This is a genomic window from Desulfovibrio sp., assembly GCF_019422935.1.
Classification (GTDB): Bacteria; Desulfobacterota; Desulfovibrionia; order Desulfovibrionales; family Desulfovibrionaceae; genus Desulfovibrio.
The window spans coordinates 122,598-140,721 of the sequence record NZ_JAHZCJ010000004.1; the positions used below are offsets into that span (position 1 = coordinate 122,598).

An 18,124-nucleotide genomic window follows, 5' to 3' on the forward strand; every position below is an offset into this window, starting at 1 on the left:
ATTGGCACGACAGGCGCGGGGCAACTGGCTTCTCGGCAGCGCAATGCCCGCCGGAGCTGATATGTCTATTCCACCGTTACGCTCTTGGCCAGGTTGCGGGGCTGGTCCACATCCTTGCCGAGGTAGTCGGCGGTTTCATAGCTGAAAAGCTGGAGCGCGGGCAGGGCCATAAAGCCCGCCAGAGGCGCGGGCAGGGAGGGGATAACCCAGGTATCTTCCGCGCCAAGGTCAAAACCTTCGTTGGTCAGGGCGATAACCTTGCCCTGCCGGGCCTGCACTTCAACCATGTTGGACTTCACCTTGGGCAACAGGACATCGTCCAGCGCCAGGGCAAAGGTGGGGAACGAGGGGTCGATCAGGGCAATGGGGCCGTGCTTCATTTCGCCAGCCGCATAGCCTTCCGCATGTATGTACGAAAGTTCCTTGAGCTTCAGCGCGCCCTCCAGAGCCAGGGAGTAGCAATGACCGCGTCCAAGGTAGAAGAAATTGCGGGCCTGGGCATACTTGCGCGAAAGCTCGCGCGCCTTTTCGTGCATGGCGGGCAACGAGGCGTCCAGCAGCGCGGGCAGGTTTTCCAGCATGTCGATGATCTTGCGGCGCTCGTCCGCAGACATGGTGCCGTTGCGTTTGCTCCAGTACAGGGCCATGAGGGCCAGCATGAGCATCTGGCTGCACATGGCCTTGGTGGAGGCCACGCTGATTTCAGGCCCGGCCTGGGTGTAGAGCACCGCGGAGGCATCGCGCGCGATGGACGATCCCACCACGTTGCACAGGCCAAGCACGGTCACGCCCTTTTCCTTGGCAATGCGCAGGGCAGCCAAGGTATCGGCGGTTTCACCGCTCTGGCTGATGACGAGCACCATGTCGTCCTTATCCAGCAGCAGGGTGTCCCGATAGCGGAACTCGGAGGCGATTTCCACCTGCACGGGCACATGCGCCCAATGCTCCAGCAGATGCCGCCCCCACAGGCCGGAATGGTAAGACGTGCCGCAGGCCACGATGTGCAGGCGACGCGGCACAGGCAGGCTGTCCAGCTCCGCAAGGCGCACATCGCTGTGGTCGCCTTCAATGCGGCCCGTGAGGCCATCAGTGATAACGCGGGGCTGCTCAAAAATTTCCTTGAGCATAAAGTGGCGGTAGCCGCCCTTTTGCGCGGCCTGCATGTCCCACTGGATGGTCTGCGGCTCGGGCTGCACCGGGCTCAGATCCTTAAGGCGCATGATGGCGTAGTCGGAGGCTGTGGCGCGAACCAGCTCGCCGTCTTCCAGAAACACCACCTGGCGCGTGTAAGGCAGAAAGGCCGGGATGTCGGAGGCCACAAAATTTTCGCCCGTGCCCTGACCAAAGATAAGCGGAGCAGACATGCGCGCGGCGTAGATGACGCCGGGCTCGTTTTTGTCCATGAGGCAGACCGCATACGCGCCGTGCGCTTCGCGCAGGGCGGCGGCAAAGGCGTGCAGCAGGTCAGGCTCGGTCTTGCGGCGTTCGGCGATAAAGTTCACCAGCACTTCGGTGTCAGTCTCGGAGCTGAACGTATAGCCCTTGGCCGTCAGGCCAGCCTTGATTTCCTGATAATTTTCAATGATGCCGTTGTGCACAATGGCGAGCGTGCCATCGTTAGAACGGTGGGGGTGGGCGTTGCGCTCGGCGGGCACGCCGTGCGTGGCCCAACGGGTGTGGCCCATGGCGCTCGTGGGGGTGGTCACGCCTTCTTCGTGGGCGAGCTTTTCTTCCAGCGCGGCCAGCTTGCCGGTGGCGCGCACCACATGCAGATCGCCCTGGCGGGCAAAAGCCACGCCCGCAGAATCGTACCCACGGTATTCCAGACGGCGCAAGCCCTCAACTACAACGGGTACCGCAGGCCTGTGACCCGCATAACCGATAATGCCGCACATAGAGTGCCTCCTTTTATCGCCGGGCAAGGCCCGTTCACAGACCACTCGGTCGACCTGTGAGAAATAGGTAGGTATGTCGTTTTGTAAATATCCCTGCCGCCAGAACGGAGAGGGTTGGGGGGAAATATGCAAGGCCGGAACCGCAATACGCGGTTCCGGTCGGGAGTTCAATGTGTCTGTCGTCTGCGCGCCGGGGGCAGTGGGCCATCGGCAGGGCAGAGCTACATGTTCTTTCTGTCCACAATATCCATGTTGTGCACTTCAACCTTGGCGGTCGAAAGCAGGCGCTGCATGAAAGTTTCATACATGCCCTGAAGGCGTTCGCGCTCCACGGCATTGACCATGATGTCCTTGATCATGTCCCATTCTGCGGGGTCGGGAGGCTGCACAGCGCCAACATGCACGAGCACGGCGCCCTGACCGTCCTTGGGGCTGTTGACGGCAAAGGCCGCAGGCAGCCACTGGCCCACCTTGGCATGGAACAGGGCCGCGGCAAGCTCGGGATCTGCCCCAAATTCTGCCAGGGTTCCGCTTCGATCCATGGGGTTGGCGGTCTTGATGCCCATGCCCGTCTTAACGGTAGGGTTGATGGGGCCGTCCGCAAGGTTCTTGCGGCGTTCCGTTGCCGCGCGCATGGCTTCGGCAAGGGCCTTCTCGCCCTGCAACCGGGCGGTGATTTTATCTTTCACAGTTTCAAGCGGCGCGGTGGATGCAGGCACAGCCTTGAGCACACGGGCCACCACATAGGCATCGCCAGCTTCAAGCGCCCTGTCCACCGGCGAATTGGCCGGGGTCTTTTCAAGACTCGCGGCGGCTTCGGCGTTGATGCCCATCTTTTGCTGCAGTTCCTGCGCAGAGGCCATGCCCGTTTGCTGGGCTTCCAGCCCCAGAGCCTGCGCGCTTTTTTCAAGCGGCTTGCCGAGGATGTTGTCTTCAATGAGGTTATCAAGAACATCGCGCAGTTTGTCTGCGCCCTGTTCTTTGGCAATGGCCTTGCGCACATCGGCGGCAACGCTGGCAAAGGGCTGCGTATCGCCGCCCTTCTTTTCCTCCACCTTGATGATGTGCAGACCGAACTGACTGCGCACAGGTGCGGAAACCTTGCCGGGCTCAAGGGCAAAGGCCGTGTCTTCAAAAGGCTTGACCGTGGTGCCGCGCTTGATCCAGCCAAGCTCGCCGCCGGGGCCGGCAGCATTGGGACCATTGTGGGCATTGGCCACTTCGGCAAAGCTTTTGCCGCTCTTGAGTTCTTTTTCAATGGCCGCAGCAGATTCCTGGGCCTTCTTTACGTCCGCCTCGGCGGCGTCTTCGGCCAGCGGCACAAGAATATGAGAGGCCTTGACCTCTTCCTGCTGGTTGAAGCGGGAGAGATTGGCATCGTACCACTTGCGGGCGTCAGCCTCGCTGATGGCTTCGGGCTTGACCAGATTTTCTGGCGAAATACGAATGTAGGCCACGTCCACCTTGGGAGGAATGGCAAATTCAGCCTTGTGGCTGTCGTAATAGGCGGCTACTTCCGCATCCGAAGGCTTGGCGTTTGCCATGAAATCGGCAGCAGGAATAAAGATGTAGTCAGGCACCCGCTGTTCACGCAGAAAGTTGTAGCGGTTCTGGGCTTCGGCAGGGTCATGCCACGCTGCGGCAGTGACCAGGGCAAAGAGTTTCTGCCGCAGCAGGTCTTCGCTCATGTCGTGCTCGTACTGCGCGGGCGAAATGCGCTGCATCTGCAAAACGCGCTTGTACGCTTCGGGATCAAACTGCCCCTTGGCGTTCTGGAAGGCCGGAATCTGGCCCACGGCAATGCGCAGCTCAAGCGGCGTCACGGTAATGCCCGCGCTGGCAGCTTCCTGACGCACGAGAGTCTGGCTGACCAGATCACGCAGCACCTGACGGCCAAGGCCCTGACGAACCTGCTCGCGCGTTGCGCCGGGGTTGTTGCGCATCACGGATTCTTCCGCATTGCGATAGGCGAGTTCAAAATCACGCACGGTAATGGGCTCGCTGTTAACCATGGCGACCACATTGCCCGCGCCCCGGTCTTTCATACTGCCCACGCCCCAGAAAACAAAGACAAGGATAATGAGGCCAAAAGCCAGTTTGACGCCAAGAGACTGCGAATTGGAACGGATATACTCAAGCATGCTTACTCCGAGATGCGGTATTTCCCAAAAGATAGGGAGGCATCATAAGCGCAAACTGTGGGAAACTCAACAACAGGAACAGTACGAAAGAAAATAGCCACCTACCGGCTTGCGGCACAGAGGCCGGAGAGCAAAAACGTTACCTGTCCATGCCCAGCTTGCGCATCCTGTGTTGCAGGGTAGAGCGCGGCACGCCCAGCAGCACCGCCGCTCCTCGCGGCCCCGAAATTCGCCCGCCGGACTGGCGCAACGCCCGTTCAATATGGGCACGCTCATTTTCTTCAAGTGTGGGGAGGCGCTCCGGGGCTGTCGCCTGCACGCTGCCTGGGCCGCCAGATACCGGGGCAGCAACGCTCCCGGAAATTTCGCCCACCTCAGAAACTGCTGACTCGCAAGGCTGTTTTTCCGCTGTTTCAGGTTCCCACTGGTGCAGGGCCTCCAGGACAAAATCCTCCGTGACAGCCGAATCCAGCGAATGAAGCAGCATACGGCTCACCACATTGCGCAGTTCACGGATATTGCCGGGCCATGAGTGCCCGTGCAGTGCCTGCACCACGGAACGGCTCAGCCGGGGAGGGCGTATTTCGTATTCCTTGGCGAACTGATGGATAAAATGATCCACAAACAGGGGAATGTCGCTTTTGCGCTCCCGCAGCGAGGGCATACGCACAACCACAGATCCGAGCCGGTAGTACAGATCCCGCCGCAGACGCCCCTCGGCCATGGCTGCTGCCAGATCAATATTGGTGGCTGAAATTACGCGGATGTCCACGCCCGTGGATTCAGCCTCGCCCACGCGCTCAAAGGAATTTTCTTCCATGACCAGTAGCAGTTTGCTCTGCATTTCCGGCGCAAGTTCGCCAATTTCATCCAGAAACAGGGTTCCGTGCTGGGCCAGTTCAATACGGCCAATGCGCTTGGCTGTGGCCCCGGTAAAAGCACCCTTTGCATAGCCGAACATTTCGCTTTCAAAAAGCGTGGGGGCGATGGAAGGGCAGTTGACCTTGACGAAGTTTTCTTCCCGCCGCGGGCTGTGACGGTGCAGCCAGCGCGCCAGCATGCTTTTGCCCGTGCCTGTCTCTCCGGTGATGAGCACGGGAATATTCAGCTTTGCAACTTTGCGCACCACAGCCATTGTACGCACCATGGGCGGCGTCTCGAGCAGCTTGGTTTCCAGTAGAATACTGCTTGAGTCATCCTGTATTTTGCCGGAATGCTCCGTCACAGGTCTTACCTTTGCCGTTCGTTCCTCAGCCAGAACTGCGAACAGAAAAGCCGTAAGCACTGGTGTAAGTTCAATGAGGAAGTTCAGAATCTCAACAATATTATCAGGCTGTTTTACAAAAGAAACGTGCAGCGTGCCAATGACCTCGCGGTTGATGATCAGGGGCAGGGCAATAGTTGCGTTAAGGCCCACTGACGAGAGCGGCATGGGGCCATCACCCAGATTATGCACAGAAAGATCATTAATAACAACAGGTTTGCGCGAGGATATGGCAAGACCTGCCACCGTATTGCGCGCTATGCGAGTATTTGAAAGTGATTCTACTACGGTTCCATCCGCAGCGGTGAACAGGTTCAGAAATTCCCTTTCAGCGTCATAAAGATTAATACAAAACCTGTCGTAGTGAAAAAGTTCACGAATCTGTTTTGATAAAATTTGAAAAAAAGCGTTCCTGTCGATTTTTCCTGCCACAATGCGGGCCAGATGGTGAACAACCTGTCCTACAGTGAGAGAGGGATTGCTCAACCCCTTGGGTGTAATTGTATATTTCATAGTAACCGCCTGTATTTGGGCAATTTTGTGCCCAAATATAATCAATTTTACCAACAAATCAAAGCTTTCACTGGTTGTTCAATCAAGTTTGTGAAAATAAATCCATTATTCTCGCAGGATACCGAGCAACACATTTTTTGGCACACCAATTGCTCTATACCCTACAGCAAGGCTTAAAGGCACAAAATATTATTGGTATTTATGTGTGGATATACAATATACCACAGATACAAAACTAATAATTTTGCAAAATATACTCTTGTTTTGCTCATGCTGCCATTAAGTTTTTGCCTGAAAAAACTTTTTTATAGCAATGTTATTAAAGGAGAGCGGTATGGTAACCCATTTTGTGGTTCACGAACCCGGCGACAGCGTCGGTGTTATCGTTGTCGAAGGGGTGAAGAAAGGCGACAAGCTCAATGGCTGGGTCATGGACGGAAACCAGAGCATTGACTTTGAAACGCTGAACGACATTCCGATCGGCCACAAGATTGCCCTTAAGGATATGGCTGTGGGCGACACCGTCATCAAGTACGGCACCGACATTGGCAAGGTTGTGCAGCCCATCAAGCGTGGCGAACACCTGCATGTCCACAACGTCAAAACCAAGAGGTGGTAATCTGATGCAACAGACATTTATGGCCTATCGCCGCGAAAATGGCCGCGTGGGCATCCGTAACCACGTTATCATTCTGCCCCTGGACGACCTCTCCAACGCCGCTTGCGAAGCGGTAGCCAACAACGTCAAGGGCACCCTGGCTCTTCCCCATGCTTATGGCCGCCTCCAGTTTGGCGAAGACCTTGACCTGCATTTCCGCACGCTGATCGGCGTGGGCTCCAACCCCAACGTTGCCGCCGTTATCGTTATCGGTATCGAACCCCAATGGACCAAGCGAGTGGTGGACGGTATCGCCAAGACCGGCAAGCCCGTTGAAGGCTTTGCCATCGAACAGCACGGCGACCTTGAAACCATTTGCAGCGCTTCCCGCAAGGCCAAGGAATTCATGCACTTCGCCACCGAATTGCAACGCACCGAATGCAAGGTGAACGAACTGTGGGTCTCCACCAAGTGCGGCGAATCCGACACCACCTCCGGTATTGCCGCCAACCCCACCGTTGGTAATGCTTTTGACAAACTGTGGGAAAAGGGCGCCACCACACTCTTTGGTGAAACCACTGAGATCACCGGCGGTGAGCATCTGGTTATGGAACGCTGCGCCAATGATGAAGTACGCGCCCAGTTCAAGGCCTTTTTTGACCGCTACGCCAAAGTTGTGGACGACCACAAAACAGACGACCTCAGCGACTCCCAGCCCACCAAGGGCAACATTGAAGGCGGCCTGACCACCATTGAGGAAAAAGCCCTGGGCAATGTGCAGAAGATTGGCCGCAAAGCTCCTGTTGTCGGCTGCCTCGACAAGGCTGAAATGCCCACCGGCCCCGGCCTGTGGTTCATGGATTCCTCGTCCGCCGCTGCTGAAATGGTTACGCTCTGCGCGGCCTCCGGTTTTGTGGTGCACTTTTTCCCCACGGGCCAGGGCAACATCATCGGCAATCCCATTCTGCCGGTGATCAAACTTTCGGCCAACCCCCGTACCGTGCGCACCATGAGCGAGCACATTGATGTTGACGTTTCCGGCATTCTGCGCCGCGAAATAAACCTCGATGCCGCTGGCGACAAGCTGCTTGAAATGATGTTCCGCACCTGCAACGGACGCAATACCTCCGCTGAAGTTCTGGGACACAGAGAGTTTATTATGACCCGTTTGTACGAAAGCGCTTAAGTTGCGTTATGTATCCTGGGAAAGTTGCTTTCCCAGGATACTTTCTTCCCCCAAAAAGGAATGATACTGCTTTCGAAAAGGAGGCCTAGATGAAGTTCAAAGCCATATTACCTTGCCTTTTCCTCGCCCTCTCCCTCATTTTAATGGCTGCCCATCCGGCTGCCGCCGCGTACCCAGACAAACCAGTCAGCATGATCATTGCTTTTACCGCAGGTGGCTCCAGTGACGTTCAAGCACGGATCATGCAAAAATACTGGGATAAATATGTCAAAGAACCCTGGGTGTTTGTGTATAAACCCGGCGCTGGCGGCATTATCGGCTTTACGGAAATAGCCAAGGCAAGCCCTGATGGCTACACCATTGGCGGCCTCAATATCCCGCATCTCGTGCTTCAATCCCTCGCGCAGCGTGCTTCATTCAATGCAGACAGCTTTGAATACATCGCCCAGGTGGTCAACGACCCCCAGTGCATAGCCGTGCTTAAGTCAAGTAAATTCAAGTCGTTCAAGGATATTATTGATGCCGCAAAGGCTTCTCCCAATGCAATCAGGGTTGGGCTTGTCGGTCCGCTGAGCGGACATCATCTGATGTTCCTGGAGTTCAACAAACTCTTCCCCGATGTGAAACTGAGCCGTGTTTTTTATAAAGGAGCCGCTGACCAGAACGCGGCCCTGCTTGGAGGCGAAGTTGACCTGATTTTTGGCAATATCAACGATGTCATGCGCTCCATTGACGAATTTACTGTACTCAATGTTGCGGCAGAAAAACGCAATGACTTTCTGCCCGATGTGCCGACCCTGCGTGAGCAAAACATAGACCTTGTTTCTGACATACGCCGCATTTTTGCCGCCCCCAAGGGCACTCCCGCAGACAAAATGGCATTTTTGCGGGAAACTTTTAAGAAAATCTGCAACGATCCCGGCTATCTGTCAGATATGAAAAAAGCCGGCCAACCTGCTGAGTACCTGGATGGAGCTGCCACAGCAGCCTACATCCGTTCTGTCGAGGAAAAAGACAAAGCTCTGCTCTCGGAAGCTGGCCTACTCAAATAGAATTTTTGGACAGGATGGACACCAGACTGGCCATCCTGTCCCCAGGAGCCACATATGACCGAGTTTATCGTTCCATCGCTTCTGAACCTCATTGATCCCCTGAATATCTTCCTTATGATTGTCGGCCTCACAGGCGGCATAGTCATTGGCGCCCTGCCGGGCCTTTCGGCCACCATGGGTGTTGCCCTGATGGTTCCTGCTACCTTTGCCATGAATCCTACCTCAGGCCTTGTCATGCTCGGCGCCATTTACGTAGGCGCCATTTACGGCGGTTCCAACTCGGCGGTGCTTATCTGCACGCCAGGTACGCCGTCTTCTGTTGCCACAACTTTTGACGGCTGGCCGCTTACGCAACACGGCGAAGCGGACAAGGCCCTGTACACCTCGCTGCTATCCTCTGCCTTTGGCGGCATTGTGGGTGTGTTCTTTCTTTTGTTCCTTGCTGGCGCTCTGGCGCGATTCGCCCTGCAATTCGGCGGGCCGGAAAATTTCTGGCTGTGTCTTTTTGGTTTGAGCACCATCGCCGTCATGAGCCCCGGGAATATGGGCAAGGGTATTGTTTCTGGCGCTATAGGGCTGCTTATCTCCACCATTGGCATTGATCCCAATGCTGGCGTACCCAGGTTCACTTTTGGTTCTTACGGCCTTGTTCAGGGTGTTTCCGTCATTCCGTGCATGATTGGTCTGTTCTCGTTCTCGCAAGTCCTTTACCTGATTGGTACGGATAAAACATTTGTGGCTGACTACAATCCTCGCAAGGGCACGTTTGGAAGAACAGCCTCATACCTCGCCCGCCGATGCAAAAAAATTCTGTTGCGCTCGTCGCTTATTGGCACGTGGGTGGGCATGCTGCCCGGTGCAGGCGGGGAAATTGCCTCCATCATTGCCTACAATGAAAGCAAACGCTGGGCCAAAGATCCTTCCATTTACGGCAAGGGAAGCATCGAGGGTGTTGCCGCGTCTGAAAGCGCCAACAACGCGGTCATCGGCGGTTCTCTTATCCCCATGCTGACCTTGGGGATTCCCGGCAGCGCAGTTGCGGCCGTGATCCTTGGGGCACTTATGGCGCATGGCATCCAGCCCGGATTCAAAATTTTTTCTGCCACAGGCGAACTGGCATACACATTCATCTTTTCTCAGTTTGCCGTAAATCTGCTCATGATTCCCATTGGCTTTGTTCTGTGCCGCTGCATGGCAAAACTGCTGACGCTGAGGCTGACCTTTGTGGCCATTGGTATTGTGGTTCTGTCATATATTGGTGCGTATGCCATTTCCAACAGCATAATCGACATATGGGTTGTCATGGTGTTCGGTTTTGTGGGCTTTTTTGGCGGCAAGCTTGGCATGGACACCGGGGCAATGGCCCTGGGCGTTATCCTGGGGCCCATGATTGAAGAAAACCTTGGCAAGTGTCTTGATCTTGCCCACTCCGTGCCGGGCGGGCTCCCTGCCATCATGCTCAACAGCACCATCAGCAAGGTGCTTGTGCTTGCGTTGGCGCTTTCTTTGGCCACCCCGTATCTGCTGCATCTGAAAAAACTGCGTATGCAGGAAAATGAAGCAAAATGTCGCTGTCAGGATGAACGCCCGGAGAACGCCAATGTGTAAAAGTAATCAAGATATCCTGTGCGGACTGTGCTTTCTGGCAATCAGCGCCGCTTTTGCCGTGCAGATGCATGATCTGGAAGATGTGACGCGCGTCTTTCCTGAGGCACTTCTTACAGTGATCGCGCTTGGCGGGGTGTGGTTTGTCGGTAAGGGGATCTACCTGAAGCGGCGTGACAATTCTTCTTGTGAAACAGAATCCGTTGCCTGGAAAAAGGTAGCAATAATTGCGGCAATAGCCTTGGTTTACGCTGTGTTGTTGTCAGTACTTGGTTTTTTTGTCAGCACGGCTGCCTTTATTTTTTGCACATCCATGATTCTGGGAGATAAAAACAAAGGTATTTGGCATCTGGCCAAGGTCAGCACGCTGTATTCCCTGGTCTTTTGCATCCTGATCTGGCTCAGTTTTGTGAAGTTGCTCAATGTACCAACGCCAACAGGCCTGTTTTTTTAGAAACATGCCAGGATATAAAATTGGCAAGTTTATTGTGATTCACTGCATTACATGGAGATGTACAGGATGAAAATTACTGATGTGCAGGCCATACCTTTGCGCATTCCGCAAAAAATTAAGGCTTCAAAATCTGAAAAGTGTTTCAATACTGAAAGTGACGGCCATGTACTGGTAAAGATTCATACAGATGAGGGGATTACCGGAATTGGTGAAGCCTGGAGGCTCACGCCATGCGCTGTTGCAAAATTCATTGTTGAAGCTCTCAAACCCCGGTTGATGGGGGCTGACCCCACATGCATCGATGCCTTGTGGCAAAAGATGTACATCGCCACCTTCCGATACGGGCGCAAGGGGATGGTACTGAACGCCATCAGCGGCGTGGAAATCGCCCTGTGGGACATTCTGGGAAAAATGAGCGGACTCCCGGTCTACAAACTGCTCGGGGGCGCGCACCACAGTTCCATTCGTGGATACGCCAGCCTCCCCCCATACCCAACGCCGGAAGAAGCAGCAGAAGACGCCGCGGCCCAGGCCGGAGACGGCTATCATATGGTCAAATTGCACCAGCGGGATGTGGCATCTGTGGCAGCAACGCGAAAAGCCATTGGTGACAACGTTGAACTTGCGCTGGATGTTAACGGCTGCTGGAGCAGACGGGAAGCGGTGACCATGGCGCAACGCATGGAAGAATACTCACTCCGCTGGCTTGAAGAGCCCGTCAGCCCCATGGATGATTATGACGGTCTGAGCTTCATACGCGAACGCAGCAACATCAGCATTGCCGCAGGCGAAAATGAATACACCCACTATGGATTCAAAACCCTGATTGAAAAAAACGCCGTTGATATTTTACAGCCCGACGTTATCAAGGCTGGAGGATTGTCCTGCTGCCGCAAAATTCTGGGCATGGCAGAAGCCTGGAATATCCCCCTGATAACACACTCGTTCTATTACGGCGCAGGTGTGGCGGCCACAGCTCATTTTGTGATGTCAAATCCCTTTGGCAACGAAATGGAAATCTGCACCACCCCCATTGAAGAGAACTTCATCAGCCCGGATTTTCGACCTGTCCACGGCAAAATAACTGTTTCTGACGCACCTGGTCTGGGCATAGACGTGAATGAGGACGTTGTTAAGCATTACCGTATAGACATTTGATCAATCCAGATAGTGCAGAAACATTAGCCCCGCTTGGCAAAGGTGGGCAAGCATCCAACGCAGGAAACAAAACATGCGTTACGCCATCAACTGTCAGATAGACCGCCTTTCGTCCGAGATTGTGGGTCAGTACGCTGATCTTGCTGTAGCGGACATCTGCGACGCTCTGGGCCGCAATGCCGCCCTGCCGTCAGCGCTCAAGCCCTTTAGCAACAGCCGCATTCTGGGTAGCGCCTATACCGTCAATCTGCCCGCGAGCGAAAATCTGCTGCTCTACTATGCCGTAGCCAACGCCCGGCCCGGCGACGTGCTGGTGGTGTCCTGCGCGGGCTATACGGAAAGAGCCGTTGCCGGCGAAATAGTGGCGGCTCTGGGTAAGGCGCGCGGTCTGGCAGGCTTTGTCATCGACGGCGCTGTGCGCGACGCCGAAGCCCTGCGACAGACGGATTTTCCCGTCTATGCGCGGGCGGTGTCGCCCAACGGGCCATACAAAGACGCCTGCGGCGAAATCAACGTACCTGTCAGTATGGGCAACGTTGTTATTCAGCCCGGCGATCTGATTGTGGCGGATGCGGACGGCATTGTGTCCATCCGGCGGCAGGAGGCAGCTTCTGCGGCGGAACAGGCCCGCAAAATTACGGAAACTGGTCTAAGAAAGCTGCAATCCATTGAAAAACACGGTTCAATGGACATGGCATGGCTTTATGACAAACTCGCCAAAAGCTGCTGTGACATCCGCAACTAGTGCCCTTCATGGGGGTGGTTGCGGGGAGGGGTAGTCTTGCAAAAGGCCTCCGCGCACCCACCTCCGGATTGAGGCGCCAGCCCGCGCACGCAACGCAAAACGCCCGCATCAGCGGGCGTTTTTATATCTGTCTGGAAAAGTTACCCGGACAAAATCAGTCGATGGGGTGCCCGGCTGCTCGGTACTCGTTCAACTTGTTGCGCAGCGTGCGCACTGAAATACCCAACAGATCAGCTGCCTGTGTACGGTTGCCAGAGGTTACCTCCAGTCCCTTGAGAATCATGATGCGCTCCATCTCATGCAGAGGAATCACTGCGCCCTGGATACGGTTGTCTCCTGCCGATACGCCCGGTGCCGGGGCGTACTCGCCGGAGCGGGGCGCATCAACGTCCTGAACAACCGCAGAAGCTGCCAGCGCGTTGGCATGGGCTTCTTCCACCAGTGCAGCCGACTGGGGAGCTTCTTCTTCAAACAGCGGCCAGTCTTCATTCTCAAGCAGAAAATGGCAGGGCTCAACAGGCCTGCCGTTAGCCAGCAGCACTGCGCGTTCCATCAGGTTTTGCAGTTCGCGCACATTGCCGGGAAAGTCATACTGCTGCAACCATGTAATGGCGCTTTCAGAAAGGGGAGCGGCAGGCAACTGATATTCACGCGTATACATGCCTATAAAAAATCTGGCCAGTTCCAGCACGTCATCCCCGCGTTCGCGCAGCGAAGGCAGACGCAGGGGAATAACGTTCAGCCGAAAATACAGGTCCTGACGGAACTTGCCCTCTTTTACCCAGCCTTCAAGATCGCGGTTGGTTGTGGCAAGCACGCGCACATCAACCTTGATGGTCTCGGTGCCGCCCACGCGGTCGATCTCGCCCTCCTGAAGCACACGGAGGAGCTTTGCCTGCAGGGCCATATCCATTTCAGAAATTTCATCAAGCAGGAGGGTGCCGCCATCGGCAAGCTCAAACTTACCAGGCTTACGGGCAATGGCACCAGTGAATGCACCTTTCTCGTGCCCAAAAAGCTCGCTCTCAAGCAGGTGTTCCGGCAGGGCGGCGCAGTTCACAGCCACAAAGGGCTGCTCCGCTCGCTTGCTCATGGCATGCAGATAGCGGGCAAACATTTCCTTACCAGTACCCGATTCGCCGGTAATCAGCACTGTAGCGCGCGATCCGGCCACCTGACGGGCCAGTTGCAGCACCCGGGCAATGGCGGGGTGATCACCCACAATGCGCGGCCCGGAGCCTTCGTGACGGGCCTTGTGCCCGCCAAGGGTGGACACTGCCGGAACCGGGACAGACTTGCGCTTCTGGCCTGCCACAGCGGCGACGCGGTCCACATCCAGCGGTTCAAGCCAGTAATCTTGCGCGCCCAGCCCCATGAGCCTTTCGGCCTCTTCAGGGTTGCCTTTGTCCGTAATCACGATGACAGGAGGAAAATTGGGATCTTCCGCGCCAACGGCAAGCAGATCTTCCACACGAAAGCCCGGCAATGAAGGGCGTGAAAAAATCACGTCCGGCCCGGACTTTTTTATAAAAACGGAAGCGCCCTTGAGATTTTCTGCAATGCCAAGCTCATAGCCCGCATTTCGCAACGCAGGAAAGACGGCAGTGACTGCCTGAGCGGGAGTAAGAAAAAGAAGACGGCGCGATGACATGAGAATTTGTGTATCGTTTCGCGCTTCACAATGCAACCGCCAAGGCCAAAAACAGGCCATGTTCGGCTACTTGCAGCAAAAATGAGGGGAAAACAGTGTAACTTTCAGCCAGATTTGGCTGTTGCTTGGGCAAAAGCCTGCCTTGGAATGTCAGCATAAAAAATGGGCAGCATGCCATATTTTTCATATAATATACTAAAATAATTAATATTATGTTGTTTATTTATGACAAATGAAATCAGGCCCAACCGCTGGCAATAACGCCAATCCCCACCATGTTGGAGGCGGCAAGCCGCCATTGACTCTGCATAAAGGATTTGGCGCTTTCTTCCGCGAGCAGGGCTTCCACTGCTGCCGTGGAATCATTGATAATCGAGGGGTAGTAGGTAATGGAGTCCGGATTGCCGGGCGAACCCGGCAGCACGGTAACAGAAAGCCCGGATGCTGGGTCATAGTATGTCATAAAGCCCCCCTTGGCGGAAAATCCGCTGCAACGCCGCGCATCCGTTTAACGAGATCTGCGGGCCTGTCGGAAAAAACTTTACGAGCTTAACATGAACTAGTTTCTATGCTTCTTTTTGCGCTTTTCGGCCTTGTGTTCCGGCTCGGATGACTTTTCGGGCTGCGGCAGATCCACCTTGTCGACCACAATACTGTCCACAGTATATTCAGGAAAGGTTTTTTCTCCCTTAAGCGCGGCCAGTTCCACTGCCATAACTTTTTCAAAGGCGCTCATGGCGCTCTTGCTGACCGGTTCACCTCTGGGGTTGATGGCTTTGGCGGGATTTACGAATTTGCCATTCTGCCGCAGCCTGAAATCAAGATGCGGCCCCGTGGCAAGGCCCGTCATGCCCACAAAACCGATAACCTGTCCCTGACGCACCTTCTGCCCGCTTTGCAGACCCCGGGCATAACCGGATAAATGCGCGTACAAAGACTCCAACCCGCCGCCATGACGCACAATAACCTGATTGCCGTAGCCGCCAGCCCAGCCACGCTGCGTAACCACACCTTCACCAACGGCCTTTACAGGCGTACCCGTGGGGGCGGCATAGTCCACACCTTCATGTGGTCTGGTATACCCCAATATGGGGTGGAGCCGATTTTTTGTAAAGCGCGAGGTCACGCGCGTGAACGCCAGGGGGGCCTGAAGCAGTGATTTGCGGACGTTTTCGCCCTTGCTGTTATAATAGCTGGCGGCCTTGTTGCCTTCGCGGAACAGGTAGGCCTCAAAGGTTTTACCCTTGTTGGTGAAATGCGCGGCCAGAATACGACCATAACCCTTGTATTCGCCCTCGCGATAGCGCTTTTCAACCAGCACCGAGAAAGAATCGCCTTCTTGCAGGTCACGGATAAAGTTGATTTCCGAACCAAAAAGCTCTGCCAGCTTAAGGGCCATTTGCGGGCTTTCCCCGGCATCGGCCACTGCCTGAAAAAGATTGTCGTCAATGGTGGCACTCATGGTGGTGAGCAGAGTGACATATTCAATGGCCTCCACCCGGGCCACGGGCTGTTCCATGCCCTCCACCACCAAACGACGGCGGCTGTCTATTTCATATTCAAAACGTTTTACCTTGCCAGTGGTGGCATCGGTCACAACCACATAGGGCTGACCATCGCGAAAAGCCCGCATGGAAAACACACGGCGCGCAGCGCTTATATAATCCTGCACGGCCTGACTGTCTGCCCCGGCAAGAATCTTGATGACAGTATCACCTTTCTCAACCGTGCCCTTGACCACTTCTTCGCCAGGGGCGGCAGATTCTTCATCTGGATTTGCAGCGTCCGGCGCAGCGGATTGCGCCAGGTCTGCTCCGGTTTTTCCGTCACCTTCCTCAATATTTGCCTGAGAGGCGGCTTCTGCCCCCTGGGCTTTGGAAGCATTGGCTGAATCCTCCCCGCCGTCAGCAGACGTTGTCTGGTCAGTAGAAGACTGCCCACTCGCTATGGGGGAGTCAGCTTGCAACGGATCAAACGGGAGCCAACCCTTTTCCCAGGCAAATAAACCTGCAAAAAGCATAAACAGGGCCGCGACCAGTATCCAGCGAATCTTCATGTGCAAAAACATTGCAAACGTATACCTGCCGTGGTGTTCCTTGTCCAGCCGCCGTAACAGCAGTTGAGTTTTTACACAGATTTTAACAGGTAATGCAGTATATTATAAAAACTGTATTCATGCCGTTGGTGGGGATCATCGATCCCCTCTGTTTTTAACGCCGAACAGTGAGCCGGGAGGCCATTGAGTATGGCGGCACTTGTTTCATATTAAGCTTTATGGTATGCATGCTCTTTGTTCCTTCATGGCGAGAACCGCGCCAAATCCGGCAAACAGGGCCTGTGGGTCCTGCCTGAAATGCCAACATGTCTTGGCGCAACGCCCAGGGAGGAACAGTTATCCACAGGCCTATGGACAGGCCATATACGCTATGCTGAAAAACGAGTTACGGGACATACTGGCACAGCAAAAGGCCAACGACAGGGGAGACTGGCTGGAATCCCTTACCCTGCACCATGAAGGCGATACACTAACTGTCGGCTTTCCCCACTTTTATTTTGCCGCGTGGTTCAACCAGCAAAAGCGCGATCTTTTTGAACAGGCGCTTTCCTGCCGCTTTGCCGACAAAAAGCTTCCGCAAATAGTTTATGAACAGCCCGCCCTGGGCCACGCGCAGACATGGTCGCTCCCGCATATGGAGCAAAAAACTGCCGGTCAGAACAAACAAAGTTTTATGGTGCGCACGGATCCCCCCGCAGCGCCCAGAATTGAAAACGACGCATTCACAGCATTTATTGCCAATGCAAAAAATGCCTTTCCCCTGGCTGCCGCCAAGGAAATTGCAGAAAGACGCGCCGATGTGGCCTACAATCCCTTTCTGCTCTGTGGGCACAGCGGCACAGGCAAAAGCCATATTTTGCGATCCATGGCAGCCACTCTGGCAGAAGGGCCTGCAGGCAGCCGCGTTATTATTGCTGCGGCTGCGCGCTTTTGCGCAGACAATCCGGCATGGGTGCGCAGGCCGGAAATTTTCTGGCAGCAGTGCGATGTCCTGCTGCTGGACGATATTCAGGATATTGCTGGCCAGTCGGCCTGGCAACGCAAACTGGTATCCTGCATGGATGCCTGCCCACGCAGTGGCGGACAGGACGGCAAGCCAGGACAGATGGTCTTTGCCTGCACGGGTCAGCCGCAGGCTCTCAAGGCTCTGGACGAACGATTACGTTCACGCCTTGAAAGCGGGCTTGTGGTCGAACTCATGGAGCCTGATCTTGATGTGCGCATGCGCTACCTGCAGGCCATGAGCAAAGAGCGGCATATGAACCTCACGCGGGAACAACTGCTGTTCATTGCCCAGCGCTGTTCGCAGTTTCGTCTGTTGCAGGGGCTGCTGCTCAAGGTGGCGGCCTTTTGTTCCGTTACAGGATGCGAATTGTCGCAGGCAGACCTTGAAAACATTGTGCGTACGGGCGTGGCCGACAAGACGCCGGGCTGTCTGGAAATTCTTGGAGTTGTGTCCCGGGCCATGAACTTGCGGCCCGAGGATGTGCTTGGCGGCAACCGCCGGCCAGACCTCGTGCTGGCGCGGCAGGTTTCCATGTATATATGCAGGCGCAAGCTGGGTCTTTCCTACCCGGAACTTGGGCGGGCCTTTGGCGGAAAGGACCATAGCACTGTCATATATGCTATTAAAAAGATTAAAAAAATTCTAGTTAGTGACAAAGCGCTCCAACAACTAGTGACAGAACTGGAGCTCAACGCACAATAGCAGCCCGCCAACCGGGCGAAAATACGGGAAAATGTTCCTGGCGTTTCCTTGGACGTTGTTGGAATGTTCACTTTATTTTTCAATGATAAAAGCAAGTT

The 18,124-nt window shown here is 55.0% G+C and carries 14 protein-coding genes; 8 read left to right on the forward strand and 6 right to left on the reverse strand.

All coding sequences use genetic code 11. The features are described from left to right. Positions 1-65 precede the first annotated feature (65 nt). From glmS to QZ383_RS07150, 3 genes are all read right to left on the reverse strand, one after another. Positions 66-1,895, reverse strand: coding sequence for a glutamine--fructose-6-phosphate transaminase (isomerizing) (gene glmS, locus QZ383_RS07140; protein ID WP_291444240.1), 1,830 nt, complete (start codon positions 1,893-1,895; stop codon positions 66-68). A gap of 221 nt (positions 1,896-2,116) precedes the next feature. Beyond that, entirely contained in the window at positions 2,117-4,036 is a 1,920-nt protein-coding gene (locus tag QZ383_RS07145) for a SurA N-terminal domain-containing protein (protein ID WP_291444241.1), read from the reverse strand. A 139-nt stretch (positions 4,037-4,175) separates the two neighbouring features. Continuing rightward, positions 4,176-5,813 carry a sigma-54-dependent Fis family transcriptional regulator gene (locus QZ383_RS07150; RefSeq protein WP_291444242.1) on the reverse strand — a complete coding sequence of 546 codons (1,638 nt, stop codon included), beginning with the start codon at positions 5,811-5,813 and terminating at the stop codon, positions 4,176-4,178. Positions 5,814-6,147: 334 nt separating this feature from the next. Between QZ383_RS07150 and QZ383_RS07155 the strand changes: the two genes are divergently transcribed. The 7 genes from QZ383_RS07155 to QZ383_RS07185 all read left to right on the forward strand — a co-directional run bounded on the left by QZ383_RS07155 (position 6,148) and on the right by QZ383_RS07185 (position 12,611). Beyond that, on the forward strand, positions 6,148-6,432 hold the full coding sequence (locus QZ383_RS07155; protein WP_192113150.1) for a UxaA family hydrolase: 285 nt from the start codon (positions 6,148-6,150) through the stop codon (positions 6,430-6,432). Positions 6,433-6,436: 4 nt separating this feature from the next. Then, positions 6,437-7,597, forward strand: coding sequence for a UxaA family hydrolase (locus tag QZ383_RS07160; protein WP_291444245.1), 1,161 nt, complete (start codon positions 6,437-6,439; stop codon positions 7,595-7,597). 89 nt (positions 7,598-7,686) lie between these two features. Next, complete coding sequence (locus QZ383_RS07165) at positions 7,687-8,649, forward strand: tripartite tricarboxylate transporter substrate binding protein (protein ID WP_291444247.1); 963 nt, start codon at positions 7,687-7,689, stop codon at positions 8,647-8,649. 54 nt (positions 8,650-8,703) lie between these two features. After that, positions 8,704-10,257 carry a tripartite tricarboxylate transporter permease gene (locus QZ383_RS07170; RefSeq protein WP_291444249.1) on the forward strand — a complete coding sequence of 518 codons (1,554 nt, stop codon included), beginning with the start codon at positions 8,704-8,706 and terminating at the stop codon, positions 10,255-10,257. Then, positions 10,250-10,708 carry a tripartite tricarboxylate transporter TctB family protein gene (locus QZ383_RS07175; RefSeq protein WP_291444251.1) on the forward strand — a complete coding sequence of 153 codons (459 nt, stop codon included), beginning with the start codon at positions 10,250-10,252 and terminating at the stop codon, positions 10,706-10,708. The genes QZ383_RS07170 and QZ383_RS07175 overlap by 8 nt, the downstream gene beginning before the upstream one ends. Before the next feature lie 66 nt (positions 10,709-10,774). Then, on the forward strand, positions 10,775-11,866 hold the full coding sequence (locus QZ383_RS07180) for a mandelate racemase/muconate lactonizing enzyme family protein (RefSeq protein WP_291444253.1): 1,092 nt from the start codon (positions 10,775-10,777) through the stop codon (positions 11,864-11,866). A gap of 73 nt (positions 11,867-11,939) precedes the next feature. Continuing rightward, on the forward strand, positions 11,940-12,611 hold the full coding sequence (locus QZ383_RS07185) for a dimethylmenaquinone methyltransferase (RefSeq protein ID WP_291444255.1): 672 nt from the start codon (positions 11,940-11,942) through the stop codon (positions 12,609-12,611). A 154-nt stretch (positions 12,612-12,765) separates the two neighbouring features. Here the strand turns inward: QZ383_RS07185 and QZ383_RS07190 are convergent, their stop codons facing one another. The 3 genes from QZ383_RS07190 to QZ383_RS07200 form a co-directional block, all read right to left on the reverse strand. Continuing rightward, entirely contained in the window at positions 12,766-14,262 is a 1,497-nt protein-coding gene (locus QZ383_RS07190; protein ID WP_291444257.1) for a sigma-54 dependent transcriptional regulator, read from the reverse strand. 238 nt (positions 14,263-14,500) lie between these two features. Next, complete coding sequence (locus tag QZ383_RS07195; protein ID WP_291444259.1) at positions 14,501-14,725, reverse strand: hypothetical protein; 225 nt, start codon at positions 14,723-14,725, stop codon at positions 14,501-14,503. A gap of 96 nt (positions 14,726-14,821) precedes the next feature. Next, a complete protein-coding gene (locus QZ383_RS07200; RefSeq protein ID WP_291444260.1) occupies positions 14,822-16,318 on the reverse strand; it encodes a M23 family metallopeptidase in 1,497 nt (498 codons plus the stop codon). Between the two features lie 370 nt (positions 16,319-16,688). On the opposite strand from QZ383_RS07200, the gene QZ383_RS07205 reads away from it, so the two are divergent. Next, on the forward strand, positions 16,689-18,026 hold the full coding sequence (locus tag QZ383_RS07205; RefSeq protein ID WP_291444262.1) for a DnaA/Hda family protein: 1,338 nt from the start codon (positions 16,689-16,691) through the stop codon (positions 18,024-18,026). Positions 18,027-18,124: the final 98 nt, after the last annotated feature.